Here is a 12663-nt window from a genome sequence, read left to right as displayed (position 1 = left end):
GTGCCAGCGAGCCGCCAGCTCAAGCACCTGGTGGACACCCTGGGGGAAACGGCCAACATGGCGGTGCTGGACGCCGACATGGTGGTCTACGTGGCGCAGGTACCCTCGGCCCACTCCATGCGGATGTTCACCGAAGTGGGCCGGCGTGCCCATGCCCACGACACGGGTGTGGGAAAGGCCATGCTGTCGCAGCTCCCCGACGCCGCAGTGCGGCGGATCGTGGCGAAGGCGGGAATGCCTCCCCATACGGAGAAGAGCATCCGGACCGTCGAGGAGCTGCTGGCGGAATTGACGGTCATCCGTGAGCGCGGGTATTCCATCGACGAGGAGGAGCAGGAGATTGGCGTCCGGTGTTTCGCCATGGCTGTTCCCGATGCGCCCACCCCGACGGCGATTTCCGTGTCGGGGCCGGTGTCGCGCGTCGACGAGGCGTTCGCGGCTCGGGCGGTCCCGGTGCTGCGTGAGGCCGCGCTGACCATCTCGAAGGATTTCGAGCTCTAGCGCACCAGGTCCTGGTACCCGGTGTGCTCCCGGATGAAGGCCGCAACGAAGGTGCACTCAGGAGTCACGCCGAGGCCCTTGGCGCGGACGTCATCCAGGGCCGCACGGACGAGGGCGCTCCCGACACCCTGGCCCTCGATGTCCTCGTCCACCTCGGTGTGGGTGAACACGACGCGGCCCGGAGCCTGGCGGTACGCCGCAAATCCGATGGCCTCGCCGGCGTGGCGTACCACATAGCGGTTCTCCTCAGGGCTGTCGGCGATCGTCAGATCCGGTGCGCTGCTCATTCGGTCCTCCCTCGGGTGCTTCCCCTAGATGGCCGCTGCGGCCAACTGCTGTGCGATGTACTCCGCCTGCCGGATGGCCAGCGCCACGATGGTGAGTGTCGGATTCGCCGCCGCTCCCGTGGTGAACTGCGAGCCGTCCGATACGAACAGGTTCTTCACATCGTGCGCCTGGCCGAACCTGTTGACCACACCGTCCTCCGGGCGTTCACTCATCCGGGCGGTTCCCAGATTGTGCGTTGACGGGTACGGGGGCGTGTGGTGCGAGGACAGCGCGCCCACCGCTTCGTACAGCAGGGATGCCTGCTGGTAGCCGTGGTTCCGCATCGCGGTGTCGTTCGTATGGTCGTCGAAGTGCACGTTCGGGACGGGAAGTCCCAGGCGATCCGTCACGCTGGTGTTCAGGGTGATGCGGTTGGTTTCCTGCGGCATGTCCTCACCCACGATCCACAGGCCGGCGGTGTTCTCGTAGTCGTCGAGAAGCGACGCGAAACCAGGTCCCCATGCGCCGGGATCGATGAAGCTTGCGAGGAACGCGGGCCCCAGCGCGACGGTTTCGAGGTAGTACCCACCGGAGAAGCCGCGGTCGACGTCATGCCGTGACTCATCGGCCACCAGCCCGGCCATCGTTTCCCCGCGGTACATATGCACGGGCCGATCGAACTTCGCGTAGACGGAGCCGGTGGTGTGCCGCATGTAGTTGCGGCCGAGCTGGCCCGAGGAGTTCGCGAGGCCGTCCGGAAACAGCGGTGAGCCCGAGAGCAGCAGCAGCCGCGCCGTCTCGATGGAGTTCCCGGCGACCGCGACGACGCGGGCCTTCTGCCGCTGCAGGTTTCCGTCGGCGTCCACATACAGCACGCCGTCCACGCGGCCTTCGGAGGTATGGGTGATCTGGACTGCCTGGCTGTCCGGCCTCAGGTCCAGTTTGCCCGTACCCAGCGCCTTGGGGATCTCCGAGACGAGGGTCGACCATTTGGACTTGTTCTTGTCGCCCTGGAAGTTGAACCCGTCCTGGATGGACGCGGGCCGTCCGTCGTAGGGCTCGGCGTTGGTGCCGTAGGGGCCCGTTGCGTAGTGGCGGTAGCCGATGCGGTCCGCTCCCGCAGCGAGCACCTTGTAGTTGTTGTTCGCGGGCATTGCGGGCCTGCCATGGCGGTGGGTGGTGCCGATCTTCTTCTCGGCCCTTTCGTAGTACGGTTCGAGGTCGGCCAAGGAGACCGGCCAGTCGAGCAGGTTCGCGCCGTCGATCCGCCCGTAGGTAGTGCGGGCCTTGAATTCGTGCGCCTTGAACCGCGGTGTCGCACCTGCCCAGTGCGTCGTGGTGCCGCCGACCGCCTTCACGATCCAGGCGGGCAGGTTCGGGAAGTCGCGTGCCACACGCCAGCTGCCCGACGTCGTGCGTGGATCGAGCCAGGCCATCTGGTTGAAGGCCTCCCACTCATTGTTCACGTACTCCTCGTGCCGGATGTGTCCGCCGGCCTCAAGGAGCACCACCTTCACGCCCTTGCCGGTCAGCTCGTGGGCCAGCGTTCCGCCGCCGGCACCCGAGCCGACGATGACGACGACGTCGGCGTCGTCCTGGTCGAAATGGGCCGACGCCGGTTCGGCTGCCGCGCTGTTCAGCTCTGCGGTCATGGTGTGATTGCCTTCCCGGTGTCGGAACCCCGGAAGAGGTCGGGAAACTGTTCATCCCGCTCGACGCCGCCGGTTTGGCCTGCAGCTTCCGCGCGCACCGGGGGATGCCGGACGATGTCGTAGCCGAGCGGTCCGATCTCGGTCAGCTCCTCGTCACTTTCCTCGATCCGTGGCTCGGGCAGCCAGTCGAGATCGTCGAAGCCCCGGTGCAGGTAGCCGCCCTGGGGATACGATTCGCCCTCGTAGCCGAAGTACTTCCAGACCTCCGCGTCGTCATAGAAATTCAGCACCGTGGTGCGGCGGATGAAGCCGAAGAACTCGAGGTCGCTGATGCGTTTCAGCACCGCGAGCGCGCGCTCGTCGGAGAGGTCGAGGAACTTCTCCTCGGTCAGCGTATTGAGGGTGAGCAGACCCTGCGTCAGCGCCACCCGGAACCACGTGGACTCCTGCGCTTCGGACACGATCTTGTCGGTCATGCGCTCGTACGGGCCGTCCGGAATGGTCGGGTGCGGAAAGGCAACCCGGATGATCCGTGTGAGCGTGCGCCGTGCCTCCTCGGTCAGCTGAAGCTCATTGAGCGCGGAATACTTTGCGGGGAACGCCATTGTTTTTGCCCCTTATGGTTGTTCGATCGGTTGCTGCGCTACTGATGGGAGTGTGACGAAGCGAGGTTCGGAACCAGGATGCCGCGGCCCACGAGTTCGCCGGCGTCGAGGTCGCGCATCGCCTGGACGGCGTCCTCGAGGTCGTAGGTCCGGGTGGAGAGGGTGACTTTGCCCTGTGCGGTGAGGGTCATGAGTTCCGTGAGCTCGGTGTAGGTGCCCACGAGGTTGCCGACCACACTGATCTCCCGCGAGATGATCTCGATCGTGTCGATGTTCACGGAGCCGCCGTAGCCGATCGAGTAGTAGCTGCCGCGGTTTTGCAGGGCCGCGATGCCCAGCGGCTCGGTGCCGTGCTCGCCCACGAAGTCGAAGACCACATGGGCGCCGCCGCCGGTGATGTCGAGCAGCTCGGCTGCGGTTCCGCTCGGATCGGCGGAGTTGACGGTGAAGTCCGCGCCGAGGGTGCGGGCGAGGTCGAGGGCGTCCGCTGAACGGTCGACCACCGTCACCTCCGCCGCGGTGAGCGCCTTGAGCGACTGGACGCCGATGTGCCCAAGACCGCCGCTGCCGATGACGACGGCGTGCGTTCCCGGCGGCAGCAGGGGCACGGCCCTGCGGACCGCGTGGTAGGCGGTGAGGCCGGCGTCGGCCAGGGCCGCTACTTCGGCGGGCTGGAGGCCTGCGTCCAGTTTCACCACGGATCGCGCGTTGGTGCGCAGATACTCCGCCATGCCGCCGTCGACGTTCAGGCCGGGGAAGGTGGCTTTCGCGCAGTGCGAATCCTGGCCCTCGCGGCAGGCGGGGCAGAGTCCGCAGGTGACGAGGGGGTGCAGGATCACGGTGTCGCCCACTGCCACGTTGGAAACGGCGGAACCGATCTCACTCACCCAGCCGGCGTTCTCGTGGCCGAGGATGTAGGGGAGCGTCGGGTGCTGAATCGGATCCCACTGGCCCTCGACGACGTGCAGGTCGGTGCGGCACAACCCTGCTGCACCGATCTTCACGAGGACATCCGACGGTCCTGCAACCTTCGGTTCCGGGACGTCGTCGATTGACGGATCTTCGCGGTACCGGTGAACACGGACAGCCTTCATGATCCTCCTGCGCATCGAAGGGGTGGTGGTTAGAGTCTGTCTGTCGTTCCGGCAGAAGGGAAGGGGTGTACATTCCGACAGGTTTCTGAAGGAACCGGCTGCCTCTTGACGAACCTCGGCGAAGTCAGTTGACTCTGCGGTACGCCGTTCCTCGAGGAGATCACCATGCGCAAAGTCACTGCCGGCCTTTTTTCCTCCGTCGATGGTGTGGTGGAGTCGCCGCACCTCTGGCAGTTCGACAGCTTCGACGACGAACTCGGCGCCGGCATGGACGCGATGATCGCCACCACCGACACCGTGATCCTTGGCCGCGGAAGCTATCAGGAGTGGTCGGACTACTGGCCGAAAGCGCAGGTGGACGACGATTTCGCCGGTTTCATCAATCCCGTCGAGAAGTTCGTGGCATCCCGGACACTTCAGGGCAGTCTCGAGTGGGAGAACTCCCATCGGATCGAGGGGGAACTGGAGGCCTTCGTCAGGGACCTGAAGGATGCTGAGGGCAGGAACATCAGCGTCTGCGGCAGCATCTCCGTGGTGCGGCAGCTATTGTTCGCCGACCTGCTGGATTCGCTCATGCTGATGGTGCATCCGGTGATTGCCGGGTCGGGGCGCCGCCTCTTCGAAGCCGGTGATCCGGTGACACGGCTGACCCTGCAGGACAGCACGATCACCAGCAAGGGCAATGCGATCCTGACGTACGGCGTGCGGCGCCCGTGACGTCCCGCCGCGCAGGACCCGGCGCGCTCCGCGGGCCTTCCGACGGGTCCTCCCACCGCCATGGCCACTGAGGACGACGTCCGACGGATCTGCCTCGCGCTGCCCGGCGTGAGCGAACGCCCGAGCTGGAAGCAGCCCGCATGGTTCGCCCGGACGCTCGTGGCGCGGATATGGGAGGACGGCGTCCTGACCGTGAAGACCGGTGAACGGGACGCGCTGCTCGCCAGTGATCCCGGGGTGTACTACATCACGCCGCACCACGAGCGGTCACCGAACCTCGTGCTGGTCCGGCTCGCCCGGATCGGGCCTGGCGAGGTATCCGAGCTCATCGAGGAGTCCTACCGCATTGCGGAAGGTTCGTACCCGTTCCCCACATGGCGGGGGAAATTGACAGCAGGCTGATGGCCGGGCCGTCCGGGCGGTAGGGTCGAGCCATGACGACTCCTCTTCCCGCCACGCACCATTCCGACGTCGTCATCCTCGGTGGCGGGAACGCCGGCATCTCGCTGGCTGCACGGCTGCGGCGCTACGGCGTGAAGGACGTCGCCGTCGTCGAGCCCCGCGAACACCACCTGTACCAGCCGCTCTTCTCGCACATCGCCGGCGGTACCGCGCCGGCGAAAATGGCTACCCGCCCCCAGGCGGACGTGATCCCGAAGGGAGTGACCTGGATCCGCGACGCCGCTGCGGCGATCGACACCGGCACGGACACCGTGATGCTCGCCTCCGGCGCCCGTGCCACCTACGGGCACCTCGTGGTCTGTCCCGGGATCCAGAAGGACTGGGACGCGGTGCCGGGGCTCGCCGAAGCGATGGCCTCGCCGTCCGGGGCGTCGAACTACGAGTTCGAGCTCGCCCCGAAGGCCTGGGAGCTGCTGCGGAACCTGCGGAAGGGCACCGTGGTGTTCACCCAGCCCGCGGGTCCGGCAACCTGCTCCGGTGCCTCCCAGAAGCCGATGTACCTCGCCTGCGACTACTGGCGCGGGCAGGGCGTCCTGGAGGACATCCGCGTGGTGCTGGTGGTGCCGACGCCCACCGTCTTCGGCATGCCGCTCATCGACGCCGAACTGAACCGGAAGATCGCCGAATACGGTATCGAGCTGCACTGCAGCAGCGAACTGGCCGAGGTCGACGCCGGTTCCCGCACCGCCGTCGTGCGCAGCACACTCACGGGTGGGACGGAGAACATCCCCTACGACGTGCTGCACGCCGTCCCGCCGCAGTCGGCGCCCGACTGGCTGAAGGCCACAAGCCTCCCGGCGCCCGAGGATGCCGACGGTTTCGTCGAGGTTGATCCCCAAACGCTCCGGCATCCGCGCTACGGGAACGTGTGGTCGCTGGGCGATGCCGCGGCCACGCGGAACTCGAAGTCCGGCGCGGCGCTCCGCATGCAGACCGCGGTGCTGGCGCGGAATCTGGTGGCGGTGCGGAAGGGCAAAAAGCCGAGGAGGAAGTACAACTCCTACTCGGCGTGCCCGTTCACGGTCTCCCGCGGGACGGTGGTGTTCTCGGAGTTCGACGACAAGTATCGTGCCAAGCCCACCATTCCCCTGTGGAAGGGGCTGGCCAAGGAGCGGCGTCTCACCTGGTTCGCGGACCGGGTCCTCCTGCCCCGGGTGTACTGGTACCTCATCCTGAAGGGGAGGGCCTGAGCGGCACGATCCACCAGGTCAGTCCACCAGCTCAGCCCACCAGCTCAGCCGACCAGTGAGGCGCCCGGGATGGCGCTGAGCAGTTCGCGCGTGTAGTCGGACGACGGCGAGCGGAACACCGCGTCGGTGGAACCCTCCTCCATCACTGTGCCGCTCTTCATCACCACCACGGAGTGGGCGATCTGGCGGACCACCGCGAGGTCGTGGGTGATGAAGAGGTAGCTGAGGCCCAGGTTCGACTGCAGGTCCGCCAGCAGGGTGAGGATCTGCTCCTGCACCAGGACGTCGAGTGCGGAGACCGCCTCGTCGCAGATCAGCAGCTCGGGCTCGAGGGCGAGGGCCCGGGCAATGGCCACGCGCTGCCGCTGCCCGCCCGAGAGCTCATTCGGGCGGCGTTGGGCGACGGTGCGGGGCAGGGCCACCTGGTCGAGGAGCTCGGCCACGCGGTCCTGCCGGCTGCGGCGGTCGCCCACCTTGAAGATCCTCAGCGGTTCATCGATGAGCTTTTCGATGCTGTAGGTGGGGTCGAGCGAACCGTACGGATCCTGGAAGACGGGCTGCACCCTGCGGCGCAGGGCACGTCGCTGCTGCCCGCGGCTCGCGGTGATTCCCTCGCCATCCACCAGGGCGGTGCCCGACGTCGCCGACTCGAGCCCCAGGATGATCCTCGCCACCGTCGTCTTGCCCGATCCTGACTCGCCGACGATCGCCGTCGTCGTGCCCCGCTCCACGGAGAAGGAGATGTCGTCGACGGCGCGCAGGATGCTGCCGCGCTGGCCGCGGATCCTGAACTCCTTGACGAGGTGCGAGATCTCGAGGATGGGCCCCCGATCCAGCGTCGAGCTGCCCGAGGCCACCCGGACCTGCGCCACCGCGGTGGGGGCCGCCGCGACGAGCCGCTTGGTGTAGTCCTCCCGCGGGCTGAGCAGGATCTGCGCGGGAGTTCCCACTTCCACGATCCGGCCCTCCGACATGACGATGATGCGGTCGGTGCGGTCGGCGGCGACGCCGAGGTCATGCGTGATGAAGAGCAGGGAGGTGCCGTGCGCGTCCACGAGCGTCTGCAGGTGGTTGAGGATCTGCCGCTGCACGGTGACGTCGAGGGCCGAGGTGGGCTCATCGGCAATCAGCAGCTCGGGCTGGCGGGAGAGTGCGATCGCGATCAGGACGCGCTGGCGCATGCCGCCGGAGAACTCGTGCGGGTACTGCTTGGCCCGGCGCTTCGCCTCCGGGATGCCCGCCTCGGTCATGAGCTCCACGACGCGCTTGTCGACGTCGGCACCGTTCCGGTGGCCGCTCGCCGCGAGGGCATCGGCAATCTGCGCGCCGACGCGCATGGACGGATTCAGGTTCGACGCCGGATCCTGCGGCACGAGGCCGATCCGGCGTCCGCGGACACCGCGCATGTGCTGTTCGGACGCAGCGGCGAGGTCCTCGTCGCCGAGCAGGATCGATCCATTCGTGATGTGTCCGTCGCCGGGCAGCAGACGGAGGATCGCACCGATGATGGTCGACTTTCCCGACCCGGACTGCCCCACGATGGCAACCCGCTCACCGGGGCGGATATCGAAGCTCACGTCGTGCAGCACGGGTTCGGCGTTGTCCCCGAACGTCACTTCAAGCCCGCGCACTGACAGCAGTGGAGCCGGAGCGTCGGCGGTTGAGAGGGTCACGGGATCACTTTCGGCTGGAGTTCGTGGGGTCGAGGGCATCGCGCAGCGCGTCCCCGAAGAGGTTGAATCCGAGGCAGATCAGCACGATCGCCAGGCCCGGGAAGATGGCAGCGGTGGGCGCCCGTGAGATGTACTGCTGGGCGTCCGAGAGCATGATTCCGAGGCTCGGCGTGGGCGGCTGGATGCCGAGCCCGAGGAAGGAGAGGAGGGCTTCACCGATGACGGCGACGGGCATGATGACCGTGGCCTGCACGATGATCGCCGACACGGCGTTCGGGAGCACGTGGGAGAAGATGATGCGGAGGCCGGAGGCGTCCATGGTCTTCGCGCCCAGCACGAAGTCCGTCTCCTTGATCCGCAGCGTCTCCCCGCGCACCACGCGGATCATCGTGGGGATCTGCGCGATACCCAGCGCGATGGCTGCGTTGGTGAGGCTCGGGCCGCTGATGGCGGAGAGACCCACGGCGATGATGAGGAACGGGAACGCGAGCGTCACGTCGGTGAGGCGGGAGATGACGCCGTCGAGCCCGCGCCAGTAGCCGGCGAGGAGCCCCAGCGGGGTTCCGACGACGACGGCGAGCAGCACCGAGAGGATTCCCACCTGCAGCGATACCCGGATGCCGAAGAGCATGCGCGAGAAGATGTCCCGCCCCAGGTCATCGGTGCCGAGGATGTACCCGACGGTTCCGGGCTGCTGGAACGGAGCGTCGAAGTGCACCTCCGCCGGCCCGTAGGGGGCGATCAGCGGCGCGAGGAGCCCGAGGGCGACGACGATGGCGAGCATGATGCCGCCGGTGAGCCCGAGCGGGCTCTTCAGCAGCGAACGCCAGATGCGGCCACGAGCCGAACCGAGTCCGGGATTGCGGGTTTCGACGACGGTCATCAGCTTTTCCCTCCCACGCGGATCCGCGGATTAATGACCGAGTACAGGATGTCCACGGCGAGGTTGATCAGGATGTAACCGACCGTGATGAGCAGCACCACGGCCTGGATGACGGGGTAGTCGCGGGTGAAGACGGCGTCGAGCGTGAGCTTGCCGAACCCGGGAAGGGCGAAGATCCGCTCGGTGACCACCGCCCCCGAGATGAGCCCGCCGAGCTGCAGGCCGATGATGGTGACCACCACGATCAGCGAGTTCCGCAGACCGTAGCGGACGAGGACGCGTTGCCGGCTCAGGCCCTTGGCCCGTGCCGTCCTCACGAAGTCCGTCTTCATGGTCTCGATCATCGACGCGCGCGTCTGCCGCATGATCACCGCGGCCAGTGATGTGCCGAGGATGATCGCCGGCAGCGTCAGGTGGTAGAAGCCCTGGATCGGATCCTGGGTGATCGGAACATAGCCCGACGCCGGGAACAACCCGAACGCTACTGCGAGGTAGAGGATGGCGAGGATGCCGAGCCAGAAGTTCGGCACCGACAATCCGATCAGCGCGAGCGCATTCGCCATCCACTCGGGCCAGCGGCCGCGGAACCGTTCGGCGATGATCCCGAGCAGCACGCCCACGACGACGGCGACCACGATCGCGTACGCCGACAGCCACAGCGTGACGGGCAGCGTGGCGGCGACCAGGTCGGTGACCTGGGCGCCGGTCCGCGTGGACTGTCCGAAGTCGCCGCGGAGCATGTTGCCGACGAACTTCAGGTACTGGGTGACGAGCGATTCGTTGAGTCCGAGCTGCTCGCGGATCGCTTCGACCCGCTCCGGTGTTGCTTCTTCCCCCGCCATCGCCAGGGCAGGGTCGCCCGGGAGCTGACGCACTCCGAGGAACACCACCATCGAAGCGAGGATGAGCGTGACGACTGACTGCCACAGGCGTGTGACGAGGTAGTTGAGCATGGTGGTTGCTTACCCGGCTTCGACGAAGGCCACGTTGCTCAGGTGGACCACGCCGTCGGCGAAGGTTTCGACCCCGGCGATGTCGGTGGAGTACCCGGTGAGGCTGCGGACGCGGTAGAGGTAGATGATCGGGTTGTCCTCCTGCACCTGGGTGACGGCCTGGCCGTACAGCTCGGAGCGTTCAGCGATCTCGTTCGACTGCGAAGCGTCGGTCAGCAGTTGATCGACCTCGGGGTTGCTGTACCCGGAGTAGTTCGCGCCGCCGCCGGTGGAGAGGAAGTTGTACATGTTGCCGTGCGGATCCACGCGTCCGGACCAGCCGAGCTGGAGGATCTCATAGTCCCCGCGGTCCTGGACATCGAGCAGGGTGGAGTACTCGACGGGGAGGATCTCGATCTCGAAGCCGCCTTCGGTGACGGCTGCCTGCAGTGCCTGGGCGAAGCGGATGGTGTCGGGGTTGTTGCTCACCTGCATCTGGATCTTGTACGGCATCTCGACGCCGGCCTCCTCCAGCAGCGCCATGGCTGCCTCGGGATCGTATTCGGGGCATGCCTCGCTGGCGTCGGTGCTGAACGGGCTCGCCGGGGAGATCGGGGAGCAGGCTGTCTCGTTGTAGCCACCGAACACTGATTCCACGAGGGCTTCGCGGTCTATCGACATGGACAGGGCCTGGCGGATGGTCGGATCGGTGCCGATGGGGGTGTCGATCACGCCGGGGGGTGCCCCGACGCCGTCGGTGTTGCCGACGTTGACGGTGATCCCCTGGTAGCCGAGCGAGCCGACCTGCAGGATGCCGATGCCGTCCTCGTTCATGAGTTCGCCGACGTCCTGGGTGGAGATGGTGTCGGCCACCTGGACATCGCCCGAGCGCAGGTTCGCCGCGCGGATGTTGGAGTCGGTGATGATGCGGTAGGTGATGGTGTCCAGGTGCACGTTCTCGGCGTCGTAGTAGAGCGGATCGCGTTCCACCGTGATCGAGGTCTGGGGCACGCGCTCCACGAACTTGAAGGGGCCCACACAGACCGGGCTGTCGCCGAAGGCTTCACCGTTCGCGGCGAGGGCCGCGGGCGAGAGGATCATGCCTGCGCGGTCGGCAAGTGCGGCGGTGAGGGGTGCGAAGGGTTCCGAGTAGGTCACCTCCACCGTGGTGGCGTCCACGGCGGTGATCGATTCGATGGGGCCGAGTTCGCTCTTGCGCGACGAGCCCTCGAGGTTGAGGCCGCGGTCGATCGTCTGGGCCACCGCTTCGGCATTGAAGGGGGTTCCGTCGGCGAAGACCGCGTCGTCGCGGACCGGGATGCTGACCGTCAGGCCGTCCTCGGACACCTCGGGCAGGTCGGTGGCGAGCTGCGGGATGATCTCGCCGTTCTCGTTGATGTCGTAGAGCTTCTGGCAGATGGTCTGCATGACATAGCGCGTGTACAGCGACGACGACGTCGTCGGGTCGAGCCGGTCGGGTTCCGCCGAGAGGGCCATGACGAGGTCGCCGCCCTCCACGATGGTCTGGTCACCGATGGGAGCGGACATGACCTCCTCGCCCTGGGGTGCTTCGGCGGTGGTCTGCGGCGCCTGGCACGCAGTGGTGCCCACGACCAGGCCGAGTGCGAGGACCGGGACGAGAGCACTGCGGCGAATCAGGCGCGTACTCGGGGGGGACGGGTGCTGGAGAAGCTCGGACATGGTGTTCCTCTGGGTCGGGATTCAGTGCTTTACATACAATCAGGGGAGCCTACTCTTTTTTGTATACAATATGTTGCGTTTTGGTAAATTTGTTTCTGGTTGTTTCCGGACTCCCCGGAAGGTCGCTGAAATGCGCGGCATGTGCGGGCGCGACGGGAGGAGCGTCAGGGCCTTTGTGACTCGAGCGCCGGGAAATGTGACGGCGGTTACTTCCGGGTCCGGCGGCTTCCACCGTGCCAGTCCTCCTGCAGGCCGGCGTCGTCCTCGGCGACACCGAAGCTGCGCAGCTGCGGGCGCTCGCGCAGGCTGCGCTTCAGTTCGGCGAAACCGGGGAAGCGTGCCAGGCCCACCACGTGGTCCCACAGCTCGCCCGCATGGCCCGGTGCCGGCAGCCGGCTGATCACGGGGCCGAAGAAGGCCACCCCGTCGGGCGGTTCGACGTGGATGATCGGCGTGCCGACGTCCTTTCCGGTGAGCGCGAGCGCCTCCTCGGTCTCGGCCCGGATGACGGCGTCGAGCGACTCATTCCCGAGGGCGTCCGCCAGCGATGCCGGGAGGCCGGCCTCGGCGAGGATCGGCTCCACGAATACGCGGGTTCCACGGTGGTCGCTGGTGGCGGTGTCGGCCGAGGTGTCCTCCTCGGCGTCGAAGATGTGTGCCCCGAAACGTGCGTACAGCTTTCCTACCGCCTCCGGCCCGTGGTCAGCCCGGACCTGGGCGGCAACCCGCAGCAGCCGCAGTCCGGCGGTATGCCCGGCTTCATAACCCGGCGGGAACTGGGCGTCGTAGTCCACTGACGAGTTGACCAGCCGCAGCGAGATGAACCGCCACTCCACCTCGTAATCCCGCTCGTCCATCACCATCCGCACCCACTTGCTGGTCATCCAGGCGAAGGGGCATACCGGGTCGAAGTAGAAGGTGAGATCTGCGTGGCGCATGCCTGCAACGCTAGGGAGGAGCGGAGGGGTGGTCAAGGAGTCGCGCCC

At 66.9% G+C, this 12663-nt stretch carries 13 protein-coding genes; 4 read left to right on the top strand and 9 right to left on the bottom strand.

All coding sequences use genetic code 11. From position 1 onward, the window contains the following. Positions 1-501: IclR family transcriptional regulator (locus Y704_RS19005; protein WP_162149366.1), on the top strand; the 501-nt coding region annotated here is incomplete at its 5' end. On the opposite strand, the gene Y704_RS0104630 is transcribed toward Y704_RS19005, so the two are convergent. Genes Y704_RS0104630 through Y704_RS0104615 form a run of 4 tightly spaced genes read right to left on the bottom strand, consistent with a single transcriptional unit; the run spans position 498 to position 4119 of the window. Continuing rightward, positions 498-788, bottom strand: coding sequence for a GNAT family N-acetyltransferase (locus tag Y704_RS0104630; RefSeq protein ID WP_026549241.1), 291 nt, complete (start codon positions 786-788; stop codon positions 498-500). The two genes, Y704_RS19005 and Y704_RS0104630, sit on opposite strands and share 4 nt — an antisense overlap. A gap of 24 nt (positions 789-812) precedes the next feature. After that, on the bottom strand, positions 813-2420 hold the full coding sequence (locus Y704_RS0104625; protein ID WP_051476696.1) for a GMC family oxidoreductase: 1608 nt from the start codon (positions 2418-2420) through the stop codon (positions 813-815). Next, positions 2417-3025: a hypothetical protein gene (locus Y704_RS0104620; protein ID WP_026549239.1), complete on the bottom strand. Its 609-nt coding sequence runs from the start codon at positions 3023-3025 to the stop codon at positions 2417-2419. The genes Y704_RS0104625 and Y704_RS0104620 overlap by 4 nt, the downstream gene beginning before the upstream one ends. Positions 3026-3063: 38 nt before the next feature. Further along, positions 3064-4119, bottom strand: coding sequence for an NAD(P)-dependent alcohol dehydrogenase (locus Y704_RS0104615; protein ID WP_026549238.1), 1056 nt, complete (start codon positions 4117-4119; stop codon positions 3064-3066). 165 nt (positions 4120-4284) lie between these two features. On the opposite strand from Y704_RS0104615, the gene Y704_RS0104610 reads away from it, so the two are divergent. From Y704_RS0104610 to Y704_RS0104600, 3 genes are read left to right on the top strand one after another with little or no spacing between them, the layout of a single operon-like run. Beyond that, positions 4285-4836, top strand: coding sequence for a dihydrofolate reductase family protein (locus tag Y704_RS0104610; protein WP_026549237.1), 552 nt, complete (start codon positions 4285-4287; stop codon positions 4834-4836). A gap of 60 nt (positions 4837-4896) precedes the next feature. Further along, the gene (locus Y704_RS19000) at positions 4897-5238 is read left to right on the top strand and encodes an MmcQ/YjbR family DNA-binding protein (protein WP_051476695.1); all 342 of its coding nucleotides are present in this window, start codon (positions 4897-4899) and stop codon (positions 5236-5238) included. 32 nt (positions 5239-5270) lie between these two features. Continuing rightward, a complete protein-coding gene (locus Y704_RS0104600) occupies positions 5271-6488 on the top strand; it encodes an NAD(P)/FAD-dependent oxidoreductase (RefSeq protein WP_026549236.1) in 1218 nt (405 codons plus the stop codon). Positions 6489-6532: 44 nt separating this feature from the next. Here Y704_RS0104600 and Y704_RS0104595 read toward each other — a convergent pair whose 3' ends face one another. The 5 genes from Y704_RS0104595 to Y704_RS0104575 all read right to left on the bottom strand — a co-directional run bounded on the left by Y704_RS0104595 (position 6533) and on the right by Y704_RS0104575 (position 12615). Beyond that, positions 6533-8161 (bottom strand): dipeptide ABC transporter ATP-binding protein, encoded by a 1629-nt coding sequence (locus Y704_RS0104595; protein WP_026549235.1) that lies wholly within the window; start codon positions 8159-8161, stop codon positions 6533-6535. Between the two features lie 4 nt (positions 8162-8165). After that, positions 8166-9044, bottom strand: coding sequence for an ABC transporter permease (locus Y704_RS0104590; protein WP_026549234.1), 879 nt, complete (start codon positions 9042-9044; stop codon positions 8166-8168). After that, positions 9044-9997, bottom strand: coding sequence for an ABC transporter permease (locus Y704_RS0104585; protein WP_026549233.1), 954 nt, complete (start codon positions 9995-9997; stop codon positions 9044-9046). The genes Y704_RS0104590 and Y704_RS0104585 overlap by 1 nt, the downstream gene beginning before the upstream one ends. Positions 9998-10006: 9 nt before the next feature. Then, positions 10007-11677, bottom strand: coding sequence for an ABC transporter substrate-binding protein (locus Y704_RS0104580; protein ID WP_081747401.1), 1671 nt, complete (start codon positions 11675-11677; stop codon positions 10007-10009). 206 nt (positions 11678-11883) lie between these two features. Continuing rightward, on the bottom strand, positions 11884-12615 hold the full coding sequence (locus Y704_RS0104575) for a mycothiol-dependent nitroreductase Rv2466c family protein (protein ID WP_026549231.1): 732 nt from the start codon (positions 12613-12615) through the stop codon (positions 11884-11886). Positions 12616-12663 lie beyond the last annotated feature (48 nt).

The organism is Arthrobacter sp. Br18, assembly GCF_000520555.1.
GTDB lineage: Bacteria > Actinomycetota > Actinomycetes > Actinomycetales > Micrococcaceae > Arthrobacter_D.
This window is presented reverse-complemented; position numbering and strand designations above follow the sequence as displayed.

What these genes read in the sequence shown, in the direction of transcription:
- Y704_RS0104620 (WP_026549239.1), bottom strand. Translation starts at nt 3,025, where the DNA reads ATGGCGTTCCCCGCAAAGTATTCCGCGCTCAATGAGCTTCAGCTGACC.
- Y704_RS0104575 (WP_026549231.1), bottom strand. Translation starts at nt 12,615, where the DNA reads ATGCGCCACGCAGATCTCACCTTCTACTTCGACCCGGTATGCCCCTTC.
- Y704_RS0104615 (WP_026549238.1), bottom strand. Translation starts at nt 4,119, where the DNA reads ATGAAGGCTGTCCGTGTTCACCGGTACCGCGAAGATCCGTCAATCGAC.
- Y704_RS0104630 (WP_026549241.1), bottom strand. Translation starts at nt 788, where the DNA reads ATGAGCAGCGCACCGGATCTGACGATCGCCGACAGCCCTGAGGAGAAC.
- Y704_RS0104625 (WP_051476696.1), bottom strand. Translation starts at nt 2,420, where the DNA reads ATGACCGCAGAGCTGAACAGCGCGGCAGCCGAACCGGCGTCGGCCCAT.
- Y704_RS19000 (WP_051476695.1), top strand. Translation starts at nt 4,897, where the DNA reads ATGGCCACTGAGGACGACGTCCGACGGATCTGCCTCGCGCTGCCCGGC.
- Y704_RS0104610 (WP_026549237.1), top strand. Translation starts at nt 4,285, where the DNA reads ATGCGCAAAGTCACTGCCGGCCTTTTTTCCTCCGTCGATGGTGTGGTG.
- Y704_RS0104600 (WP_026549236.1), top strand. Translation starts at nt 5,271, where the DNA reads ATGACGACTCCTCTTCCCGCCACGCACCATTCCGACGTCGTCATCCTC.
- Y704_RS0104590 (WP_026549234.1), bottom strand. Translation starts at nt 9,044, where the DNA reads ATGACCGTCGTCGAAACCCGCAATCCCGGACTCGGTTCGGCTCGTGGC.
- Y704_RS0104580 (WP_081747401.1), bottom strand. Translation starts at nt 11,677, where the DNA reads ATGTCCGAGCTTCTCCAGCACCCGTCCCCCCCGAGTACGCGCCTGATT.
- Y704_RS0104585 (WP_026549233.1), bottom strand. Translation starts at nt 9,997, where the DNA reads ATGCTCAACTACCTCGTCACACGCCTGTGGCAGTCAGTCGTCACGCTC.